18 protein-coding genes are annotated in these 19,901 nt (G+C 71.3%); 6 read left to right on the forward strand and 12 right to left on the reverse strand.

The features are described from left to right. Positions 1–59: 59 nt before the first annotated feature. Together ACFWGJ_RS26840 and ACFWGJ_RS26845 are read right to left on the reverse strand one after the other, a co-directional pair. A complete protein-coding gene (locus ACFWGJ_RS26840; protein ID WP_387329300.1) occupies positions 60–782 on the reverse strand; it encodes a lysophospholipid acyltransferase family protein in 723 nt (240 codons plus the stop codon). A 264-nt stretch (positions 783–1,046) separates the two neighbouring features. Continuing rightward, a complete protein-coding gene (locus tag ACFWGJ_RS26845; RefSeq protein ID WP_387329303.1) occupies positions 1,047–2,162 on the reverse strand; it encodes an aromatic acid exporter family protein in 1,116 nt (371 codons plus the stop codon). Between the two features lie 183 nt (positions 2,163–2,345). On the opposite strand from ACFWGJ_RS26845, the gene ACFWGJ_RS26850 reads away from it, so the two are divergent. Then, a complete protein-coding gene (locus ACFWGJ_RS26850; RefSeq protein WP_387329306.1) occupies positions 2,346–3,530 on the forward strand; it encodes an alcohol dehydrogenase catalytic domain-containing protein in 1,185 nt (394 codons plus the stop codon). Positions 3,531–3,807: 277 nt separating this feature from the next. Here the strand turns inward: ACFWGJ_RS26850 and rocD are convergent, their stop codons facing one another. The 3 genes from rocD to ACFWGJ_RS26865 form a co-directional block, all read right to left on the reverse strand. Beyond that, complete coding sequence (rocD, locus tag ACFWGJ_RS26855; RefSeq protein WP_387329309.1) at positions 3,808–5,040, reverse strand: ornithine--oxo-acid transaminase; 1,233 nt, start codon at positions 5,038–5,040, stop codon at positions 3,808–3,810. Then, on the reverse strand, positions 5,037–5,858 hold the full coding sequence (gene ddaH, locus ACFWGJ_RS26860) for a dimethylargininase (protein ID WP_387329312.1): 822 nt from the start codon (positions 5,856–5,858) through the stop codon (positions 5,037–5,039). The genes rocD and ddaH overlap by 4 nt, the downstream gene beginning before the upstream one ends. Positions 5,859–6,033: 175 nt before the next feature. Continuing rightward, positions 6,034–6,522, reverse strand: a complete 489-nt coding sequence (locus ACFWGJ_RS26865) for an Lrp/AsnC family transcriptional regulator (RefSeq protein WP_210891352.1) — start codon at positions 6,520–6,522, stop codon at positions 6,034–6,036. A 132-nt stretch (positions 6,523–6,654) separates the two neighbouring features. Between ACFWGJ_RS26865 and ACFWGJ_RS26870 the strand changes: the two genes are divergently transcribed. The 4 genes from ACFWGJ_RS26870 to ACFWGJ_RS26885 are packed head-to-tail and all read left to right on the forward strand — an operon-like array spanning position 6,655 to position 10,801. Further along, on the forward strand, positions 6,655–7,410 hold the full coding sequence (locus ACFWGJ_RS26870; protein WP_387329315.1) for a LytR/AlgR family response regulator transcription factor: 756 nt from the start codon (positions 6,655–6,657) through the stop codon (positions 7,408–7,410). A 10-nt stretch (positions 7,411–7,420) separates the two neighbouring features. Continuing rightward, the gene (locus tag ACFWGJ_RS26875; protein WP_387329318.1) at positions 7,421–7,795 is read left to right on the forward strand and encodes a hypothetical protein; all 375 of its coding nucleotides are present in this window, start codon (positions 7,421–7,423) and stop codon (positions 7,793–7,795) included. A 4-nt stretch (positions 7,796–7,799) separates the two neighbouring features. Further along, on the forward strand, positions 7,800–9,590 hold the full coding sequence (locus ACFWGJ_RS26880; RefSeq protein WP_387329321.1) for a cation acetate symporter: 1,791 nt from the start codon (positions 7,800–7,802) through the stop codon (positions 9,588–9,590). After that, on the forward strand, positions 9,587–10,801 hold the full coding sequence (locus tag ACFWGJ_RS26885; RefSeq protein WP_387329324.1) for a histidine kinase: 1,215 nt from the start codon (positions 9,587–9,589) through the stop codon (positions 10,799–10,801). Before ACFWGJ_RS26880 ends, ACFWGJ_RS26885 begins: the two co-directional genes overlap by 4 nt. Before the next feature lie 172 nt (positions 10,802–10,973). On the opposite strand, the gene ACFWGJ_RS26890 is transcribed toward ACFWGJ_RS26885, so the two are convergent. The 7 genes from ACFWGJ_RS26890 to ACFWGJ_RS26920 all read right to left on the reverse strand — a co-directional run bounded on the left by ACFWGJ_RS26890 (position 10,974) and on the right by ACFWGJ_RS26920 (position 19,111). After that, positions 10,974–11,132 carry a hypothetical protein gene (locus tag ACFWGJ_RS26890; protein ID WP_107018800.1) on the reverse strand — a complete coding sequence of 53 codons (159 nt, stop codon included), beginning with the start codon at positions 11,130–11,132 and terminating at the stop codon, positions 10,974–10,976. 13 nt (positions 11,133–11,145) lie between these two features. Next, positions 11,146–13,104, reverse strand: coding sequence for a protein kinase (locus ACFWGJ_RS26895; protein WP_387329327.1), 1,959 nt, complete (start codon positions 13,102–13,104; stop codon positions 11,146–11,148). Positions 13,105–13,108: 4 nt separating this feature from the next. Next, complete coding sequence (locus ACFWGJ_RS26900) at positions 13,109–14,617, reverse strand: DUF6777 domain-containing protein (protein WP_387329330.1); 1,509 nt, start codon at positions 14,615–14,617, stop codon at positions 13,109–13,111. A 150-nt stretch (positions 14,618–14,767) separates the two neighbouring features. After that, entirely contained in the window at positions 14,768–15,718 is a 951-nt protein-coding gene (locus tag ACFWGJ_RS26905) for a cytochrome c oxidase assembly protein (protein WP_387329333.1), read from the reverse strand. Between the two features lie 215 nt (positions 15,719–15,933). Continuing rightward, the gene (locus tag ACFWGJ_RS26910) at positions 15,934–16,959 is read right to left on the reverse strand and encodes a 6-phosphofructokinase (protein ID WP_107018804.1); all 1,026 of its coding nucleotides are present in this window, start codon (positions 16,957–16,959) and stop codon (positions 15,934–15,936) included. A 165-nt stretch (positions 16,960–17,124) separates the two neighbouring features. Next, positions 17,125–17,853 (reverse strand): type 1 glutamine amidotransferase, encoded by a 729-nt coding sequence (locus ACFWGJ_RS26915; RefSeq protein WP_107018805.1) that lies wholly within the window; start codon positions 17,851–17,853, stop codon positions 17,125–17,127. 19 nt (positions 17,854–17,872) lie between these two features. Continuing rightward, positions 17,873–19,111 carry a MurT ligase domain-containing protein gene (locus ACFWGJ_RS26920; RefSeq protein ID WP_107018927.1) on the reverse strand — a complete coding sequence of 413 codons (1,239 nt, stop codon included), beginning with the start codon at positions 19,109–19,111 and terminating at the stop codon, positions 17,873–17,875. Positions 19,112–19,254: 143 nt separating this feature from the next. Here ACFWGJ_RS26920 and def point away from each other — a divergent pair, with 143 nt between their 5' ends. Next, positions 19,255–19,794 (forward strand): peptide deformylase, encoded by a 540-nt coding sequence (gene def / locus ACFWGJ_RS26925; RefSeq protein ID WP_387329338.1) that lies wholly within the window; start codon positions 19,255–19,257, stop codon positions 19,792–19,794. Positions 19,795–19,901 lie beyond the last annotated feature (107 nt).

Below are 19,901 nucleotides of genomic sequence, written 5' to 3' on the forward strand. Positions count from 1 at the left end.
CAGCCGAGCCTTTAGGGGCGCGGGGAACTGCGCCGCCAGCCACGACGCACCCGCACCCGTCAACGCTGCGGCAGGCGCGGGAACTTGCGCGACTTCGCCTTCTCGGCGGCCTCCTCGGCCTTCACCTCGGCCGCGTACCGGTCCACGTACTCCTGCTCGGAGAGGGTGAGGATCGCGTACATGATCTCGTCGGTGATGGCGCGCAGGATCGCCTTCTCGTTCTCCATGCCCGCGTAGCGGGAGAAGTCGAGGGGTTCCCCGAAGCGGATCGCCACCGGGTGGACCTTGGGGATCTTCCGGCCGGGCGGCTGGGCCTCGAAGGTGCCGATCATCGCGCACGGGATGACGGGGACCTCGGCCCTGAGCGCCATCACCGCGACCCCCACCTTGCCCTTGTAGAGGCGGCCGTCGTGCGAGCGGGTCCCCTCCGGGTAGATGCCGAGCAGTTCGTCCTTGCTCAGGACGCCGAGCCCCTCACGGATCGCCGCCTTGCCCGCCTCCTTGCCGGAGCGGTCCACGGGGATCTGCCCGGCGCTGCGGAAGAAGAACGCCGTCAGCCGTCCCTTGATGCCGGGGCCCGTGAAGTACTCGGCCTTGGCGAGGAACGTGATGCGCCGCTTGAGGATCGCGGGCATCAGGAAATGGTCCGAGAACGACAGGTGATTGCCCGCGACGATGGCCGCGCCCGTCGCCGGTACGTGCTCCAGACCCTCGATCCGGGGCCGGAAGACCAGCCGCAACAGCGGTCCCAGGATCACGTACTTGAGAACGTAGTAGAACAACGGGTCGCTCCTCGCTTCGCCGGATCGACCGGACAGGTCCTGGCTGGTCAAACAGGTGTGCTGCGGGACGCCAGTGTAAGTGCAGGCCTCGGCCCCTGTAACCGTCCCTGATCGGACTCATGCTGGACCGGTGTGCCCCCGCCGCACCACCCGCCGGGGTGGCGGATGGCTCGTTCCCGACAGGTCAGGCACACCCGGCACACCCGGCGGACCCCACGCCCCCCCGGGCCCTCGGTAGTGGCCGGCCCGTGCGGTGTCGGTCCGTCAGGTCTCGTCGTCCCACGAGTCGACCACCGTGGTCAGGTCGTCCAGCAGCCGCTCGGTGTCCGCGGTCAGACCGCCGAGTGCGGGTGCGGCTCCCTGACGGCCGTCGGCGAGGACCGAGGCCAGCCGGCCGTGGGCCGCGACGGCCGCCTTGAGCGCCTCGTGGGCCCGGCGGTGTTCGTCGGCCGAGCCGTTCCGGCAGGCGAGGACGTCACCGGCCGCCCGCAGCAGCGGCGACAGGAGGCCCGGCACGCCGAGTGCGGACTCCGGGAGCGACGCGGCCTCGGACAGCGAACGCGTGATCGCCCTGATGTGCTCGGTGATCCGGTCCCAGGTGAAGTCCCACTCGGCGGCCGGCGGTGGGGGTACGGCGGCCGAACGGCGCAGCCGGCGACCCGGGTTGAAGCGGTGGCTCTCGTCCGACCACCGGCGCGCGGTCCGCAGCTCCGTCACCATGTCGGCCAGCCGCACCGCGCCGTCGTACCAGCCGCGGGCCTGCTCCTGGTCGTACGACGTCCCGATGCCGTCGGCGACCTCGTGCAGCAGACGGGCGGAGTCCCGTGGCAGCCGGGCGCGCAGACGGTGGACGCGGCCGGAGTGGACCGGTGGCAGGACACTCGCGTTCACGGCGATCCCGATGGCCGCTCCGAGCAGGGTCTCCAGCAGCCGGTGCAGAATGTCGAAGCCGCTGGAGGAGCCGTAGGCGAGGACGAACAGCGCGGCCGTCGGCGCGTACAGGCCCTGCGTGCCGAGCCGGGCGTAGGTGCCGAGCAGCACGGTCAGCGGCAGGGCCAGTGCCATCGCGGCCATCGTGTCATGGGTCAGCGCGAGGGCGCCGGTGGCCAGCAGGGTGCCGACGACGACCACCACGACCTGCTGCAGGGCGGTCAGCAGTGAGCGGTAGACGGTGCTCTGGACCAGGAACAGCGCGGTCCACGGTGCCAGCAGCGCCATCGGCGCGTTCCACCACCAGCCGGCGAGGGCCCAGGCCAGCAGAGCGGCGCCCGCCGCCTTGAGGGCCTGGACCGCCGAGTCCCGCTCGGGCCCGGACTCGGTGAAGCATCTGCGCACCGAACGCCCTACGGCGGCGGCCTCCCTGGTGAGGGCGTTCGACAAGTGACGTTCCCTTCCGTTTGCCGCGTCCCTGCGTCGACCATCCGGAAAGTGGGGCCGCGCCCCGGCCAGGTACCCCTACCGGGGAACGGCCACTCGCCCTGTGGCCGGAGTGTCGGAACGCGAGGAAAGGGGACTCGGGCGGTGGCAGCGGACCACGCCCACGATCGCTGGAGGAGTCACACCATGCGCGCACTGACCTGGCAGGGCAAGCGGGACGTCCGAGTGGAGACCGTCCCGGATCCGCGCATCGAGAAGCCCGACGACATCGTCGTCAGGATCACCTCCACCGGCCTGTGCGGTTCCGACCTCCACCTGTACGAACTCTTCGGGCCGTTCATCGACCCCGGTGACATCCTCGGCCACGAGCCGATGGGCATCGTGGAGGAGGTCGGACCGGACGTCACCGCCTTCGCCCCCGGCGACCGGGTGGTCATCCCCTTCAACGTCTCCTGCCGCGACTGCTACATGTGCGACCAGGGGCTCCAGTCGCAGTGCGAGACGACCCAGGTGCGCGAGCGCGGCAGCGGCGCCTCCCTGTTCGGCTACACCAAGCTGTACGGGCAGGTGCCGGGCGGGCAGGCGGAGTTCCTGCGGGTGCCGTTCGGCAACAAGCTGCCCATCAAGGTGCCCGAGGGGCCGCCGGACGACCGGTTCGTCTATCTGTCGGACGTCCTGCCCACGGCCTGGCAGGCGGTGGAGTACGCGGCGATTCCCCCGGGCGGCAGCGTCACCGTGCTGGGGCTCGGGCCCATCGGCGACATGGCCACCCGGATCGCCCAGCAGCGCGGCGCCGGCCTGGTCATCGGCGTGGACCTCGTCAAGGAACGACTCACCCGGGCCAGCGCCCACGGGGTCACGTGCTTCGACGCCCGGATGGACGGCAAGGACCTGACGGCCGCCGTCCGGGACCTCACCGACGGGCGCGGGACCGACGCCGTCATCGACGCCGTCGGCATGGAGGCGCACGGTACGCCGTTCGCCAAGGCGGCCCAGTGGGTCACCGGGCTGCTGCCCGACGCGGTGGCGCAGCCGATGATGGAGAAGGCGGGGATCGACCGGCTGGGCGCGCTGTACGCGGGCATCGAGCTGGTGCGCCGCGGCGGCACGCTGTCCATCTCCGGGGTCTACGGCGGCGCCGTCAGCCCGATGCCGCTGCTGACGATGTTCGACAAGCAGATCCAGGTGCGGATGGGGCAGGCGAACGTGTGGCGCTGGGTGGACGACATCCTGCCGTTGCTGACGGACGAGGATCCGCTCGGCGTGGATACGTTCAAGACGCACTCCATGCCGTTGGAGGACGCGCCGAAGGCGTATGCGATGTTCCAGGCGAAGGAGGACGGAATGGTCAAAACCCTCCTGAAGCCCTGACCGACCACCGGCCTCTCAGAGGCGCCCGCGACCCCACCGGCCCCGTCAGGGGCGCGGGGAACGGCGCGACCGGCCCCCACCGGGCCGCACCCGACGTACAACCCGCGCCAGCCCCGATAGGGGCGCGGGGAACTGCGCGAACGGCCCCCACCGGGCCGCACCCGGCATTCGACCCGCGGGACCCCTTTCCAGGGGGCGGGGCGGGAAGGTCGTGCGTCGGCTGCGGGCCGGTGGGGGCTTGTCGCGCAGTTCCCCGCGCCCCTAGGGAGCCTGCGGCTCAGGCACCTTTCCGCAGGACCCTTTCCAGGGTGCCCAGCGCCATGCGCAAGTCCTCGTCCGTGATCGTCAGCGGCGGCGCCAGCCGGATCGTGGAGCCGTGGGTGTCCTTCACCAGAACCCCCTCCCGCATCAGGGCCTCACTGATCTCACGGCCCGTCCCGATCGCGGGATCGATGTCCACGCCCGCCCACAGCCCACGTGCCCGGAACCGGAGGACCCCCTTGCCCACGAGGGCCGTCAGGCCGTCCCGCAGCAGCACGCCCGCCTCCCGGGCCCGGCGCTGGAACTCGCCCGTCTCCAGCAGTTCCACCACGGCGGAGCCGACCGCCGCGGCCAGCGGGTTGCCGCCGAACGTCGAGCCGTGCTCGCCGGGCCGCAGTACCTCCAGCACCTCGCGCCGCGCGACCACCGCGGAGACCGGCACGATGCCGCCGCCGAGCGCCTTGCCGAGCAGCACCACGTCCGGGACGACGTCCTCGTGCTCGACGGCCAGCGTGCGGCCCGTACGGCCGAGGCCCGACTGGATCTCGTCGGCGATGAAGAGGCACCCGGCCCGCGCGGTCAGCTCGCGCACCCCCCGCAGATAGCCGTCGTCCGGGACGACGACCCCCGCCTCGCCCTGGATCGGCTCGATCAGCACGGCCGCGGTCGTCTCGTCGATCGCCGCTTCGAGCGCGGCGAGGTCGTTGTACGGGACCACCCGGAATCCCGGAGTGAACGGGCCGAACCCGGCGCGGGCGCTCTCGTCGGTGGAGAAGCTGACGATGGTCGTCGTACGGCCGTGGAAGTTGTCGGCGGCCACGATGATCGTCGCCCGGTCGGCGGGGACGCCCTTGACCTCGTACGCCCACTTGCGCGCCACCTTGACGGCGCTCTCCACGGCCTCGGCGCCCGTGTTCATCGGGAGCACCATGTCCAGGCCGGTCAGCGCGGCCAGCGACTCGGCGAAGGCGGCCAGCCGGTCGTTGTGGAAGGCCCGCGAGGTCAGCGTCAGCTGGTCGAGCTGGCGGTGCGCGGCCTCGATCAGGGCCGGGTGGCGGTGCCCGAAGTTGAGCGCCGAGTAGCCGGCCAGCATGTCGAGATAGCGGCGGCCCTCCACGTCCTCGACCCAGGCGCCCTCGGCGCGGGCCACGACCACGGGCAGCGGATGGTAGTTGTGCGCGAGGACGGGCTCCTCGGCGCTGATCAGTTCGGCGGAGGAGCGCAGGGCACGGCTGGGCGCGACAGTCATGAGCGGATCTCCTGTGTGCAGCACTTGATGCCGCCGCCGGCCTTCTGGAACTCCGACAGGTCGACGGGGACGGGGACGTAGCCGTGGCGGTCGAGTTCGCCCGCCAGGGCCTCGGCGCGCGGCGTGATGAAGACGTGGCGGCCGTCCGAGACGGAGTTCAGCCCGAACACCATCGCGTCCTCGCGGGTGGCGACCACCGCGTCCGGGAAGAGCAGACGGAGTACTTCACGGCTGCCCGCCGAGAACGCCTCGGGGTAGTACGCGATGTTCGCCTCCGGGCCGTCGTCGAGCACGAACAGCGCGGTGTCGAGGTGGTAGAAGCGGGGGTCGACCAGCGTGAGGCTGACGGTGGGGACGCCGAAGTACTCCTGCACCTCGTGATGGGCGGAGCGTGCCGTACGGAACCCTGTGCCGGCCAGCAGATGGCGGCCTGCGAACACCAGGTCGCCCTCGCCCTCGCACACCGACTCGGGCCGGCGGACGTCGAAGCCCGCGCTCTTGAACCACGTCTCGTACGCGCTCGACTCCGGGCGGCGCTGCGGCGCGTGGAAGAGCGAGCCGAAGACCCGGCCCGCGACGACGAGCGCCGAGTTCGCGGCGAAGACCATGTCCGGCAGCCCGGCGACCGGCTCCACGCTGTCGACGGTGTGGCCGTGGGCGCGGTAGGCGGAGATCAGCTCCGCCCACTGGCCCCGGGCCAGCTCGACGTCGACCTGCGTGTCCTCGTGCATCCAGGGATTGATGGCGTACTGCACGGCGAAGTGTCTGGGTTCGCAGACCAGGAACCGTCTGGGGCGCGGCACACGACTCATGGGCACAGAGGGGTTCCTCCGCTTTCCTGAGGTGTCGGGTGGGATGCCTCAACGGTAGAAAGCGGGGCAGCGGCGCGACAAGAATCGAGAATTGCGCACCGCCGCAGAAATGCTGCGTCTTGGAGCCGTTCGACGCACGATCAGTGCGCGATTGACCCGAACGGGTGAAGGAACGCCGGGTTCAGGCCTCCGGAGCCGGCTGGTTCGCCCCCGCTTCGGGGCTCTCCGGCAGCAGATGCGACAGCACCATGAAGCTGACGGTCTTGCGGATGAACGGCTCCACCCGGATCCGCTCAAGCACCTCCTCGAAGTGCTCCACGTCCCGGGCCCGTACATGCAGCAGCGCGTCCGCCCCGCCGGTCACCGTCATCGCGGCCGTGATCTCCGGATGGTTGCGCACCACTTCCGCGAGCCGCCGCGGCGGCGCCGCGCCCTCGCAGTACACCTCCACGTACGCCTCGGTACGCCACCCCAGCGCGGCCGGTTTCACCGTCGCCGTGAAGCCCGTGATCACGCCTGTCTCGCGCAACCGGTCGGCGCGGCGCTTGACCGCGGTGGCGGACAGCCCGATCGCCGCGCCGATCTCGGCGAAACTCGTGCGGGCGTTCGCCATCAGAGCCGTGACGATCTTCCGGTCGAGATCGTCGAAGGGCGCGGACACGGGTCTCATGCGGGCACTGTATCCAGCGGCGATGCGCCGGCGATGCGGCGACGACGCAGCGGCGATCCGGCGAGGTTCCCGCGCCGACGACCTTGCCCACCGCATGTGCAGGCGCGCGGATTGCTCCTACACTCCGGGTTCATGCTGCGCGCCCTCGCCGTCGACGACGAACCGCCCTCCCTCGAAGAGCTGCTCTATCTGCTGGACGCCGATCCACGGGTGAGCAGCGTCGAGGGCGCGAGCGACGCCACGGCGGCGCTGCGGCGCATCAACCGGGCCCTGGACAGCGGCCCGGACGGAGCCGAGGGCATCGACGTCGTCTTCCTCGACATCCACATGCCGGGCCTTGACGGACTGGACATGGCACGGCTGCTCGCCGGGTTTGCCAAGCCGCCGCTCGTCGTGTTCGTCACCGCCCACGAGGGGTTCGCCGTCCAGGCCTTCGACCTCAAGGCCGTCGACTACGTCCTGAAGCCGGTTCGCAGGGAGCGCCTCGCCGAGGCCGTGCGCCGGGCCGTCGAGCAGATGGACGCGGCCCCGCTGATCCCCGTGCACGAGCCCGACCCCGACCACATATCCGTCGAGCTGGGCGGGGTCACCCGGTTCGTCGCCGTCGAGGACATCACCCATGTCGAGGCCCACGGCGACTACGCGCGGCTGCACACCGGCCAGGGCAGCCACCTCGTCCGCATCCCCCTGTCGACCCTGGAGGAGCGCTGGCGCTCGCGCGGGTTCGTCCGTATCCACCGCCGTCATCTCGTCGCTCTCGGTCACATCAGCGAACTCCGCCTGGACGCGGGTACGGTGAGCGTCCTGGTCGAGTCGGTCGAACTCCAGGTCAGCCGCCGCCACGCACGGGAACTGCGGGACCTGCTGATGCGCCGGACCGCGAGCTGAGGAGGCGCAGGTGCCCCACGACCCCACCGACCGGCATGTCCCCACCGACCGCCGGGTCGTCGTCACCGGCCCGCCGCGTCGTACGCGCCCGCTGAGCCGCTCCCGGCCGCGGACCGAGATCGACGAGCAGACCACCCTCGGCCACACCTACGTCCGCTCCCTGATGCGCAGCCAGCTGCGGGCCGCGCTCACCGTCTTCGCCGTACTCATCCTCTTCGTGGGCCCGCTGCCTCTGGTCTTCACCGTGCTGGGGGACAGTTCGAGCCTCGAATGGCTCGTGCTCGGCTTCTGTGTCTACCCGCCGCTGGTGCTGCTCGCCCGCTGGTACGTGCGCCGCGCCGACCGCAACGAGAAGGACTTCGTCCGCCTCGTGGAGGACCGCTGAGCACGTGAACGAGAACTACGCCGTTCCGGCGGTCGCCCTCGTGGTCGTCGCGACCGTCTTCGTCGGCGCCTTCGGCCTGCGCATCTCCCGCACCACCTCCGACTTCTACGTGGCCTCCCGCACGGTCGGCCCCCGCCTGAATGCGGCGGCCATCAGCGGCGAGTACCTCTCCGCCGCCTCCTTCCTCGGCATCGCGGGCCTCGTCCTCGTCCAGGGCCCGGACATGCTCTGGTACCCGGTCGGCTACACCGCCGGCTATCTCGTCCTGCTGATCTTCGTCGCGGCCCCGCTGCGCCGCTCCGGCGCGTACACCCTGCCGGACTTCGCGGAGGCGCGGCTCGCCTCGCAGGGCATGCGGCGGCTGGCCGGAGCCTTCGTCGTCGGGGTCGGCTGGCTGTACCTCCTGCCCCAGCTCCAGGGCGCGGGGCTGACCCTGAACGTGCTCACGGGGGCGTCCAAGTCCCTCGGCGGTGTCATCGTCGCGGTCGTCGTGGTGGCGACCGTCGCCGCGGGCGGGATGCGCAGCATCACCTTCGTCCAGGCCTTCCAGTACTGGCTCAAGCTCACCGCCCTGCTCGTCCCCGCACTCTTCCTCGTCCTCGCCTGGCAGGACGACGGCGGGCCGCGCCACGCCTTCGACGAACCGGCCACGTTCCGCGAGCACCGGGTCGTACGCGTCGACGCCGGACTCGACCTGAAGCTCGACGGGCCGCTGACCGTCACCGCGGACGGCACGGTCGACGGCGTGCGCTACGAGGACCGGCAGGTCAGGCTGCCCGCGGGCGTCCACCGCATCGAGCGGGGCACCCGCCTGTCCTTCAGCAAGGGCGACCCCGTGCCCGTCGCCGACCGCGGCGACAACGGCGGCATGTCCACCTCGCTCGCCGCGGGCCGCGAGGAACGGCCGCTGTACGCCACGTACGGGCTGATCCTCGCCACCTTCCTCGGCACCATGGGGCTGCCGCACGTCGTCGTGCGCTTCTACACCAGCCCGCACGGCGTGGCCGCCCGCCGCACGACCGTCGCCGTGCTCGGCCTGATCGGCTTCTTCTACCTGCTGCCGCCCCTCTACGGCGCCCTGGGCCGCCTGTACGCCCCCGAGCTGACCCTGACCGGGGACGCGGACGCCGCCGTGCTGCTGCTGCCCGACCGGGTCGTCGGCGGGCTCGGCGGGGACCTGCTCGGCGCACTGGTGGCGGGCGGGGCCTTCGCCGCGTTCCTGTCCACCGCGTCGGGCCTGACCATGGCGGTGGCGGGCGTGCTCACCCAGGACGTGCTGCCCTCCCGCGGCGTACGGCACTTCCGGCTCGGCACGGTCCTGTCCATGATCGTGCCGCTCGCGGCGAGCATGCTCGTGGGCGGCCTGCCCGTCGCCGATGCCGTCGGGCTCGCCTTCGCGGTGTCCGCCTCGTCGTTCTGCCCGCTGCTCGTCCTCGGCATCTGGTGGCACCGGCTCACCCCGCCCGGCGCGGCGGCCGGGATGCTCGTCGGCGGCGGCTCGGCACTTCTCGCGGTCGCGGCCACCATGGCCGGCTTCCCCGGGACGGGCTCACTGCACGCGCTCCTCGCCTGGCCCGCGCTGTGGTCGGTGCCGCTGGGCTTCCTCACCATGGTGCTGGTGTCACTGGCGACGCCCCGCCGTGTCCCGGCCGGGACGGCGGCCATCCTCGCCCGCTTCCATCTGCCGGAGGAACTCGCCGGGGGACAGGTGCGCACGGAGACCAAGGGGAGCACGGAGGCCAAGGGCAGCACGGAGGCCAGGGGGAGCACGGAGATCAAGGAGATCAAGGCGTGAGCGGATTTCTGGCGGGTCTCTGTGTGGCCGTGCTGCCGCTGCTGGCGGCCGGGTTCTGGTTCGGCCGGCGCACCGCGCACTCGCCGAGCCCCGGCGGCCTCGGCACCCCCGTCGAGCACGCCACCTTCGAGACCCTGCACACCGCGTCGCTCGCCGCGCCCCCGCTGCGCGCGGGCTTGACCGGAGAGACGGCCCGCAAGTCCGCGCGGCGGCTGCGCACCCTGCTCGGCACCGACGCGCTCTGCCTCACCGACCAGGAGACCGTGCTGGCCTGGGAGGGCGCCGGCGAGCACCACCGGGAACAGATCATGGAACGGATCGGCGGCCCCCTGGAGACCGGCCGCGGGGAGGCCTTCCGCCTCGTCTGCGACGAGCCCTACTGCCCGCTGCGCTGGGCCGTCGTCGCCCCCCTCACCGTCGACGACCGGGTGTACGGGGCACTCGTGGCCTGCGCGCCCCGCGAGTCCGCCGTGCTCGTACGGGCCACCGGGGAGGTCGCCCGCTGGGTGTCGGTCCAGCTGGAACTGGCCGACCTCGACCAGTCCCGTACCCGGCTGATCGAGGCCGAGATCAAGGCGCTGCGGGCCCAGATATCCCCGCACTTCATCTTCAACTCACTCGCGGTGATCGCCTCGTTCGTCCGCACCGACCCCGAGCGGGCCCGCGAACTGCTCCTCGAATTCGCCGACTTCACCCGCTACTCGTTCCGCAGGCACGGCGACTTCACCACCCTCGCCGACGAACTGCACGCCATCGACCACTACTTGGCACTGGTACGGGCCCGCTTCGGCGACCGCCTCTCGGTGACCCTGCAGATCGCGCCCGAGGTGCTGCCGGTGACCCTGCCCTTCCTCTGTCTGCAGCCGCTCGTCGAGAACGCCGTGAAGCACGGTCTGGAAGGCGGCACGGTCAAGGTCGACAAGAGCCGTATCAGCATCACCGCGCAGGACGCCGGCGCCGAGGCGCTCGTCGTCATCGAGGACGACGGCCCGGGCATGGACCCCGGGCGGCTGCGCCGCATCCTGGCAGGGGAGACCGACCCGTCGGACGGCATCGGTCTGTCGAACGTCGACGACCGGCTGCGTCAGGTCTACGGGGACGACTACGGCCTGGTCATCGAGACCGCTCCGGGCGCGGGCATGAAGATCACCGCCCGGTTGCCGAAGTACCAGCCGGGCGTGCACTCGGCGGGGCGCCTGACCCGCGAATGAGCCGCTGCCGGCCGGATCCCGCACGGCCGGACCCCGCACGGCCGGATCCCGCACGGCCGGATCCCGTGCGGCCGGATCCCGTGCGGCCGGATCCCGTGCGGCCGGATCCCGTACGGACGAATCCCCCGGGCAGGAGCCGCGGCGCCTCCCGGGGAACCGGTCGCGCGGTGCCTCAGGTGGGCCGGGAGGCCACCATCGCCAGGGTGATCAGACCGAGCACCACCCAGCCGAACCACAGCCAGCCGCTGCTGCCGAGCGCCACCGTGTAGGCCGTGACCATCACCAGGCCGCCGACGGTGAGCACTCCCATGGTCTTCGTGGAACCGGGCATCGCAACACCCTCCTCATGGTTCGTCCTCCTCCATGGTGCCCCCGTCCCTGCGAATTGCAGTACAGACGACGAAATGAGTGCCGGAGGACCAGGCGCTGTTGCCCACCCAGGACGAGCCCGTATAGACGTTCGGGTCGTAGCCGTAGTCGTTGGGCGGAACCTCCTCCTGGCAGGCGGCGGTCGCCCGCCGCTTGGCCTGGGGGAGGGTCGTGTCCGGGCTCATCCGGTGGAAATCGAGCACCTGCTCCTCGTGCGGGCCCCGGCACGAGACGAGTTTGGCGATGTTGTCGTTGACGCGGTTCAGGCAGTCCCGCTTCTGCATGGTGGCCGTGTCGCGGAACCGCATCCCGGTGGGGCGGCGGTTCCCGATCGGCCCGAACAGCGGCTTGCCGCGCGCGTCGAGCACCAGACAGGCCACGCGGTGATCGGCGGTCTCGAAGCCCTCGGAGGTCGGCACGGCCGCGTACGAGCGGACGTCCGCGAGCTTCTTGCGGGTCTCCTCGGTGCGCTGCTCGCACCGGGTGGCGCCGGCCGAGCGGGCGTCCTGCGCGGACGCCGCCTCGAACACGGCCATCACCTGCCCGTACGTCTCCTCGCTGAGGCATTTCACGACCCGGAGCTGCGGGTCCCCGACGAAGGGGGTACCGGCCCACTGCGTCGCGACGCAGTTCCCGTCGACGAGCGGCTTCGACAGTCCGATCGCGTCCCCGTACGGCTTGGCGTGACCGTCCCCCGGCAGGTTCGCCATGGCGTACCACGCCCCGCCGCCCGCGAGGGCCAGCCCCAGCGCGGTCGCCAGGACGGCCGTCCGGGCGCGGTTGCGTGGCCGGCGGCGGCGCCCGGGGGCCGCCGGGGGAGGACCGAAGCCCTGCCCGCCGGACCACGGGCCCGGAGCCTGCCCCGAGGGCCAGGCGTGGGGGACCTCCTGGCGGGGAGGCAGCGAGGACGACTGCTGTGCGCCGGACGGCGCGTACCACTGCGGGCCGCCCCCGTGGCTCTGCGGGGGCTCGGGTGCCGGGGGAGTGCGGGGTGCGGCCGTATGGGTGATCCCGTTCGCCCACGGAGGCTCCGAGCCGGGGTCGAGCTGGGTGCGGGGATGCGGCTGCGGAGTCAGGATCGCGGACAGCGCCGCCTCGGTCTCCGCGGCGGTGATCCGGCGGACCGGGTCCTTGGTGAGCATGGCCGACAGCAGCGGCTCCAGGGCGCCCGCGTGCAGCACGGGCCGCGGCTCCTCCAGGACGACGGCGGTCAGCGCCGCGAGACCCGACTCACGGTCGAAGGGCCCGTACCCCTCGACGGCGTAGTAGAGCGTGCACCCCAGCGAGAACAGGTCCGCCGCCGCGGTGGGCGGCCCGCCCTGGGCCCGCTCAGGGGCCAGATACCCGGCGGTGCCCACCAGCGCGGAGGTCAGCGTCCACCGGGTCTCGTCGCCGTCGGGCTGCACGGAGATGCCGTAGTCGGTGAGCAGGACGCGGGCGTACGGCGATCCCGTCCGGTCCGGGGCCAGGAGGATGTTGGCGGGTTTCACGTCCCGGTGCATGACCCCGCGCTCGTGCCCGGCCGTCAGCGCGTCCAGCACGGCGAGCCCGATGCGGGCGCACTCGGCGGGGGCCACGGCCCCGCGCCGGGCGACCAGGGCGCTCAGGTCCAGCGCCCCGGCCACGTACTCCATCACGATCCAGGGCAGGCCCTCGTGCTCCAGGACGTCGTGCACGGTCACGACGTGCGGGTGGCCGCGCAGCCCCGCCGCGTGCCGGGCCTCGGCGCGGGCCCGGGCCACCCGGGCCGAGCGGTCGTGGTCCGCCTCGCCCGGGTCGCGGAACACGATCTCCTTGAGAGCGACCTCGCAGGCCAGCCGCTGGTCGTACGCGAGCCAGACATGGCCCATGCCGCCGCTGCCCAGCTGGTTCAGCAGGAGGTAGCGGCCGGCGATGACCCGGCCGACTCCCGACTGCGGTGATCCTGATGCCATCCGGTCACTCCCGGGGTTCTGCTCCTGATGGGCCCGCGCCGGGCCCCGGGGCCGCCTCGCCGGTGCCCGACCCGCCGGTGTTCGACCCGCCGGACGGCGCGGGTCCGCCCGACACCGGCTCGCTCGCCGTCTCACTGAGCGTGGGTTCCACCGAGGTGGGGCCGGGGCCGGTGGACGGAGGGTCCGCGGACGTGGGATCGGCCGTGGGCGGCGTACTGGTTGCCGTGGCCGTGGCCGTGGCCGTCGCGGTCGGGGCTGAGGTCGACGAGGTCGTGGACGGCGAGGGCTCCTCGACCGGCGTGGACTCGGTCACGGTGGGCGACCCGCCGGCGGGCGAGGACGACGTCCCGCCACCGGGCGACGTCGAACCCGAACCCGAACCCGAACCCGAGCCCGACGACGTCCCGCCACCGGGCTCGGACTCCTTGTCCGACGGCTTCCCCTTGCCCGGGGCCGACCCGGTGTCCCTGTCCGACGGCGAGGTCGACGTGTCCGACGGTGACTTCGGCTCGTCCGACTCGGTCGGTGACACCGGGCCGGACGTCCCGCCGGAGTCCGTGTCCACGCTCAAGGCCACGGCCTCCCCGAACGCCAGCGGTGTCCCGGCCCCGGGCGTCGAGCCGGTCACCGCCGCGTCACCCGGCGGGAGTTCGTCGCCGTCGTACGCCACGGCCAGGCCCAGCCGGGCCAGCTCCTGCCCGGCCCGGTCGAAGGTCATCCCCGTCATGGCGGGCACCTCGTGCCGCTTCGTCGCGTCGAACGTGCTGTCCTGCTCACCCGTGGTGCCGACGGGCCGCTCGATGGCCGTGCCGGGGTCGTCCACATCGAGGAGGGCGATCCGCTTCAGCGGCTGCGGCGAGGGTTTGACGGTCACCACCTCGGACTTCTCGTAGCCCGCCCACTTCTTGTTGCCGTCCTCGAACGTGACCGAGATCTTCTCGGGATCCTTGTCGAAGGCCTTCAGCGGATTTCCGCAGGAGCACTTCACGGCGGGAAGTCCCTGGTCGTTCACCAGAACAGCGACCCCCGCCTCAAGCAGCGAGTCGTAGGGGACCGCCTTGCCTTTCTTGTAGTCGTGGTTCTTCACGAGGGTGTCGTGACGCAGCAGGACCGGTGTGAGGTCGTCGAGGTACTCCTCGATCCGATCAGGCGTAATACCCACGATCCGCGCCCATTCCCGGGCTTTCTGTCGATTCTCCGGATCGGTGAGGAAATCCTTGAGCCGCTCGATGTCACAGATCTGCTGGTCGCGAGTGCCCCCGTACAGACCAGGGGTGTTGCCCTGCTGCAGCCCGCTGTGGGCTTCCTGCGGCGCGAGTCCCTTGCGGTCCTTCCCCAGCGATCCGTCCTCTTCGAAAAAAGGTGCGAGTGACGGTATTCCGGCTGCTACCGCCCGTACCGCGAACAGACGCTGTTCGCTGCATCCGCTGAGGATCAGCACGGCGGCCAGGAGCACGGCGAGCCTTCGGACCACTGTTTTCCCGGTCCTCAGCACGCATGCGTGAATTGTCATGACCGCTCCCCCCGGCGGCGGTTCCCCCGAACCCTGCAGAACGGAATCAGGGCGTCACGCGCCATGCTACTGAATGGAAAAGCCTTTCAGTCAAGGGAATGTGGCAGAGTGCGCGAAGTGGTCGAAAGGCAGAAAGAGGTGAAAAGAAAATCAGTGACCGCGTGCGTCGAGTGAGGCCAGATAGGCGTTGTACGCCTCAAGCTCCTTGTCGCCGTCACGGTCCGCGGCCCGGTCCGAACGCCGCGCCTGCCGCTGCTCGGAGCGGTACCACTGGAAGAGCAGGGCCAGCAGCACGAGCACGGACGGGATCTCGCTGAACGCCCAGGCGATGCCGCCCGCCGCGGTCTGGTCGGAGAGCGCGTCGATGCCCAGCGACGCCGCCGGGTTCTTGTACGTCTCGACCATCGGCTCGGACGCCATCATCAACGCGATGCCGAAGAACGCGTGGAACGGCATCCCGGCGAACAGCTCCAGCATCCGCATCAGATATCCGGGCCGGTGCGGGCCGGGGTCGACGCCCATGATCGGCCAGAAGAACACCAGACCGACGGCGAGGAAGTGGCACATCATCGCGATGTGCCCGGTCTTCGAGTCCATCAGGAAGTCGAAGATCGGCGAGAAGTAGAGCGCGTACAGGCTGGCGATGAAGAGCGGGATCGTGAACGCGGGATGCGTGACGATCCGCATGAACCTGCTGTGCAGCAGCATCAGGAGCAGCTCGCGCGGCCCCTTGCGGCCGCGTCCCGCGGTCGGCAGCGCGCGCAGCGCGAGGGTGATCGGCGCGCCGAGCAGGATCAGGATCGGCGACAGCATGCTGATCACCATGTGCTGCACCATGTGCACGCTGAACATGACCATGCCGTAGTCGTTCAGCCCGGTGCACAGGACGAGCACGACGGTCAGGACACCGGCGGTGAACGCCACGGTCCGCCCGACCGGCCACGCGTCACCGCGCCGCACCAGCCGTGCCACACCCCACCCGTACAGCGCGAGCCCCACGAGGCAGGCGACGAGGAAGAACGGGTCCGGGGACCATTCGAGCCCCCGCCCCAGCGTGAACGGCGGCAGATCCATGGACGTGCCGTGTCCGCTGTGATCCATCCGCCGGCTCCTGTTTCGTACGGGTTGCGCGCTGTCTGTCCCCCACAGACTAGAACCGCCCCCGGTCGGGCCTGCGACCGGGGGCGGGTTCGTTTTCAGGGGCGCGGGGCTGTATCGATTTGCGGCTCCGCCGCGTGGGCGCGCTCAGCCACGACGAACCCGCAGCCTACGAATTCCCCGCGGCCCCGCGGCCCCGCAGCTCTCCCGGCCGAACGTCAGAGCACGGTCTCCGCTTCCGCGTACCGCGAATCCGGCACGGTCTTCAGCGTCTCGACCGCCTCCGCGAGCGACACCATCACGATGTCGGTCCCGCGCAGAGCGGTCATGTGCCCGAACTCACCCCGGTGCACGGCCTCCACCGCATGCCACCCGAACCGGGTGGCGAGCACCCGGTCGTACGCGGTCGGCGTCCCGCCGCGCTGGACGTGCCCGAGGATCACCGGCCGGGCCTCCTTGCCGAGGCGCTCCTCCAGCTCGATGGAGAGCTGCCGGGCGATGCCCGCGAACCGCTCGTGCCCGTAGACGTCCTTGCGGCCCTCGTCGTACGTCATCGTGCCCTCGCGGGGCTTCGCGCCCTCCGCGGCGACGACGATGGCGAACTTCTTGCCCGCGGAGAAGCGTTCCCCGACCTTCGCCGCCAACTCCGCGATGTCGAAGGGCCGTTCCGGCACGACGATCGCGTGGGCGCCCGCGGCCATGCCGGAGTGCAGCGCGATCCAGCCGGTGTTGCGGCCCATGACCTCGACGATCAGGACGCGCTGATGGGACTCGGCGGTGGTCTTCAGCCGGTCCAGGGCCTCGGTCGCGACCCCCACGGCCGTGTCGAAGCCGAAGGTGACGTCCGTGACGGCGATGTCGTTGTCGATGGTCTTCGGCACGCCGACGATCGGCAGACCGCTGTCCGACAGCAGGCGGGCGGCCTTGAGCGTGCCCTCGCCGCCGATCGGGATGATCGCGTCGAGTCCCAGCTCCTCGACATGGCCCCTGGCCCGCTCCACACCGTCGCGCAGATGCGCGGGCTGGACCCGGGAGGAACCGAGGATCGTGCCGCCGCGAGCCAGGATGCCGCTCACCGCGTCGAGGTCGAGCTTGAGGTAGTCGCCTTCCAGCAGGCCCTTCCAGCCGTCCCGGAAGCCGATGACCTCGTCGCCGTGGTCGACGACGGCGCGGTGTACGACGGACCGGATGACGGCGTTCAGACCGGGGCAGTCGCCACCGGACGTGAGGACACCAATGCGCATAGTCCGGAATACCTTCTCAACGTGGACCGGGAACCGGACCACGCTGTCCGGCAGGACGCCGCCACCCTACCGGCGGCAGGGGGCGGCTCCGCACTGTGCGTCCGCCTGCTGGACGTGCCCGCTCACCTGTGCGGGCACGTCTGCGGATGGGCTGTCCCGGCGGGCTCAGGCAGGCTGCTGAGCAGCCGAGATGCGCTCGTTCCGCAGTGCCTCGTACCACCGGTCGTCGATCGGCGGCAGCGCGTTCACATCGAGCGCCAGCTTGAGCAGCAGATCCGCGATCAGCGGGTTACGGGCCAGCACGGGCCCGTGCATGTACGTCCCGAAGACCGTGTCGTTGTACGCGCCCTCCGTGCCGTCGCCCGTTCCGTTGCCCTTGCCCAGGCGCACGTTCGCGAAGGGGCGGGCGGTGGGGCCCAGGTGCGTGATGCCCTGGTGGTTCTCGAAGCCGGTCAGCGGTGGCAGACCGAGGCGCGCGTCGATGTCGCCCAGTACGTCACCGACGCACCGCTCGCCCTCGCCGCGGGTGGAGTGCACGTCGAGCAGACCGAGGCCCGGCTCGCGCTGGCCCAGGTCGTTGATGAACTCGTGGCCGAGGATCTGGTAGCCCGCGCACACCGAGAACACGATCGCGCCGTTGCCGACCGCGCGGTGCAGACCGCCGTCGCGGCGCAGCCGCTCGGCCGCGAGCCGCTGCGGCCGGTCCTCGCCGCCACCGATGAGGTAGATGTCACCGGAGGTCGGGATCGGCTGGTCGCTGCGCACGTCGAGACGGGCCACGTCCAGACCGCGCTGGCGGGCACGGCGCTCGACCACGAGCGCGTTGCCCTGGTCGCCGTACGTGCTCAGCAGGTCCGGATAGATCCACACCAGCCGAAGGCTGTTGTCACTCATTCTCTTCGTCCTCCGGGGTTCAGTTGCCGACACGACGCCTCAGGTCCTGGAAAGCGGTGTAGTTCGCGATGACCTCGATACGGCCGGGCGGCGCCTGCTGCACGGCCTGGTCGAGGTTCTCGCAGACCTGGAACTGCTGGTTCGCGACCTCCAGACGAACGGCGAGGTCCAGCTTGCGGTCGCCCAGCACGAAGATCGGGTGACCGGTGAGCCGGGTGTAGTCGACGTCCCACAGCCAGGAGGTGTCGGTGCCGTCGGCGCCGCGCGCGTTCACCGAAAGGATCACCGGGGTCGGCGGCGGGTCGATCAGGGAGAACGTCTCCAGCCAGCCCGCCGGGTTCTTGGCGAGCAGCAGGCGCAGGTCGCGCTGCATGAACTGCACGACGTCGTAGCGTCCGGCCACGGCCTGCACCTGGTACATGCGTTCCAGGGCGACCTGCGGCGGTACGCCGAAGACGGCGGCGACGGCGGCCGACGAGGCGGCGTTCGCCTTGTTGGCGCGGCCCGGCAGCTGCAGGTGGATCGGCCAGGCCGAACCGTGCGGGTCCAGGACGTGGTCCCCGGACAGCGCCCAGCTGGGCGTGGGACGGCGGAAACCGCAGTCGCCGCAGAACCAGTCGTCGCCGGGGCGCTGCATCACACCGCCGCACGACGGGCAGGACCAGGCGTCGTCCTTCCACATCTGGCCGGCGGCCACCCACACCACGTTCGGCGAGGAGGACGCGGCCCAGACGACCAGCGGGTCGTCCGCGTTGGCGACCACGACCGCCTTGGAGCCGGCCAGGCCCTCACGCCAGTGCTCGGCCATCATGCGGGTCTCGGCCGCGCGGTCGAGCTGGTCGCGCGAGAGGTTGAGCAGGGCGATGCACTTGGGATCCGTGTCCCGCGCCACCCCGGACAGATACTTCTCGTCGACCTCGATGACGGCGAACCGTGAGTCGGAACCGCCCGCCAGCGCCGAGGTGATGCCCGCGGGCATGTTCGCGCCCAGCGCGTTCGAGACGACGGGGCCCGCAGCCCGCAATGCCTCGGCGATCAGCCGCGTCGTGGTGGTCTTGCCGTTCGTCGCCGACACCAGGATGACATCCAGGTGCTGAGCGAGCCTGGCCAGCAGGTCGGGGTCGAGTTTGAGCGCGACCCGGCCGCCGATCACCGATCCGCTGCCGCGGCCTGCGGCACGTGATGCCGCCGCGACCGCTTTGCCCGCTGTCACGGCGAGCTTGGCCCGCGGCGACAGCGGGTCCGAGTTGCCTGCCATCAGTTCCCGATCCTCCTTGCGTACGGCGCCGCGCACTGCCCCCGGCAACGTCTGGCCCTCAGCCTATCGAGATCCACTCCCAGGCCCGAACCGCGGCACCACTCCGAAGCCCGCGCGACAGTGAGGACCGTACCCTTGCCGCCATGCGACACGGCTCGATCCCCGGCGCCCGAGGGCGCGTCCTTCCCCTGTCTTTGCTCGGCGACCCCGTGTTGCACACACGGTGTGAAGAAGTTGAGGAGTTCGGTCCTCAACTCGCCCGGCTCGTCGAGGACATGTTCGCGACGATGTACGCGGCGGAGGGGGTCGGGCTGGCCGCCAACCAGGTCGGGGAGTCGTTGCGGGTCTTCGTGTACGACTGTCCCGATGACGACGACGTGCGGCATGTGGGGCATGTGGTGAACCCGCGGCTCGTCGAGGCGGACGGGGTGGTGCTGCGGGGGCCCGAGGGGTGTCTGTCGCTGCCGGGGCTTGAGGCGGGTACCGAGCGGTTCGACCATGCGGTGGTGGAGGGGGTGTCCGTCGACGGGACGCCTGTGCGGGTGCATGGGAGTGGGTGGTTCGCTCGGTGCCTTCAGCATGAGTGCGATCACCTTGACGGTGGGTTGTACGTGGACCGGGTCACGGGGTGGCGACGGCGGAAGGTGCTTTGGCAGGTGGGGCGCGCCGCTTGGGGTGGCTGAGGGTTCGTCGTCGGGTGCGGCGCCGTCGTGGCTGGTCGCGCAGTTCCCCGCGCCCCTGAAGGAACAGGGCTGGGCGCCGCGTTCCGTGTGCGGCTCAAAGCCAAAAG

This window comes from Streptomyces sp. NPDC060205, assembly GCF_042728395.1.
Lineage (GTDB): Bacteria > Actinomycetota > Actinomycetes > Streptomycetales > Streptomycetaceae > Streptomyces.

What these genes read in the sequence shown, in the direction of transcription:
- ACFWGJ_RS26850 (WP_387329306.1), top strand. Translation starts at nt 2,346, where the DNA reads ATGCGCGCACTGACCTGGCAGGGCAAGCGGGACGTCCGAGTGGAGACC.
- rocD (WP_387329309.1), bottom strand. Translation starts at nt 5,040, where the DNA reads ATGACTGTCGCGCCCAGCCGTGCCCTGCGCTCCTCCGCCGAACTGATC.
- ACFWGJ_RS26865 (WP_210891352.1), bottom strand. Translation starts at nt 6,522, where the DNA reads ATGAGACCCGTGTCCGCGCCCTTCGACGATCTCGACCGGAAGATCGTC.
- ACFWGJ_RS26870 (WP_387329315.1), top strand. Translation starts at nt 6,655, where the DNA reads ATGCTGCGCGCCCTCGCCGTCGACGACGAACCGCCCTCCCTCGAAGAG.
- ACFWGJ_RS26890 (WP_107018800.1), bottom strand. Translation starts at nt 11,132, where the DNA reads ATGCCCGGTTCCACGAAGACCATGGGAGTGCTCACCGTCGGCGGCCTG.
- ACFWGJ_RS26895 (WP_387329327.1), bottom strand. Translation starts at nt 13,104, where the DNA reads ATGGCATCAGGATCACCGCAGTCGGGAGTCGGCCGGGTCATCGCCGGC.
- ACFWGJ_RS26900 (WP_387329330.1), bottom strand. Translation starts at nt 14,617, where the DNA reads ATGACAATTCACGCATGCGTGCTGAGGACCGGGAAAACAGTGGTCCGA.
- ACFWGJ_RS26905 (WP_387329333.1), bottom strand. Translation starts at nt 15,718, where the DNA reads ATGGATCACAGCGGACACGGCACGTCCATGGATCTGCCGCCGTTCACG.
- ACFWGJ_RS26910 (WP_107018804.1), bottom strand. Translation starts at nt 16,959, where the DNA reads ATGCGCATTGGTGTCCTCACGTCCGGTGGCGACTGCCCCGGTCTGAAC.
- ACFWGJ_RS26915 (WP_107018805.1), bottom strand. Translation starts at nt 17,853, where the DNA reads ATGAGTGACAACAGCCTTCGGCTGGTGTGGATCTATCCGGACCTGCTG.
- ACFWGJ_RS26920 (WP_107018927.1), bottom strand. Translation starts at nt 19,111, where the DNA reads ATGGCAGGCAACTCGGACCCGCTGTCGCCGCGGGCCAAGCTCGCCGTG.
- def (WP_387329338.1), top strand. Translation starts at nt 19,255, where the DNA reads ATGCGACACGGCTCGATCCCCGGCGCCCGAGGGCGCGTCCTTCCCCTG.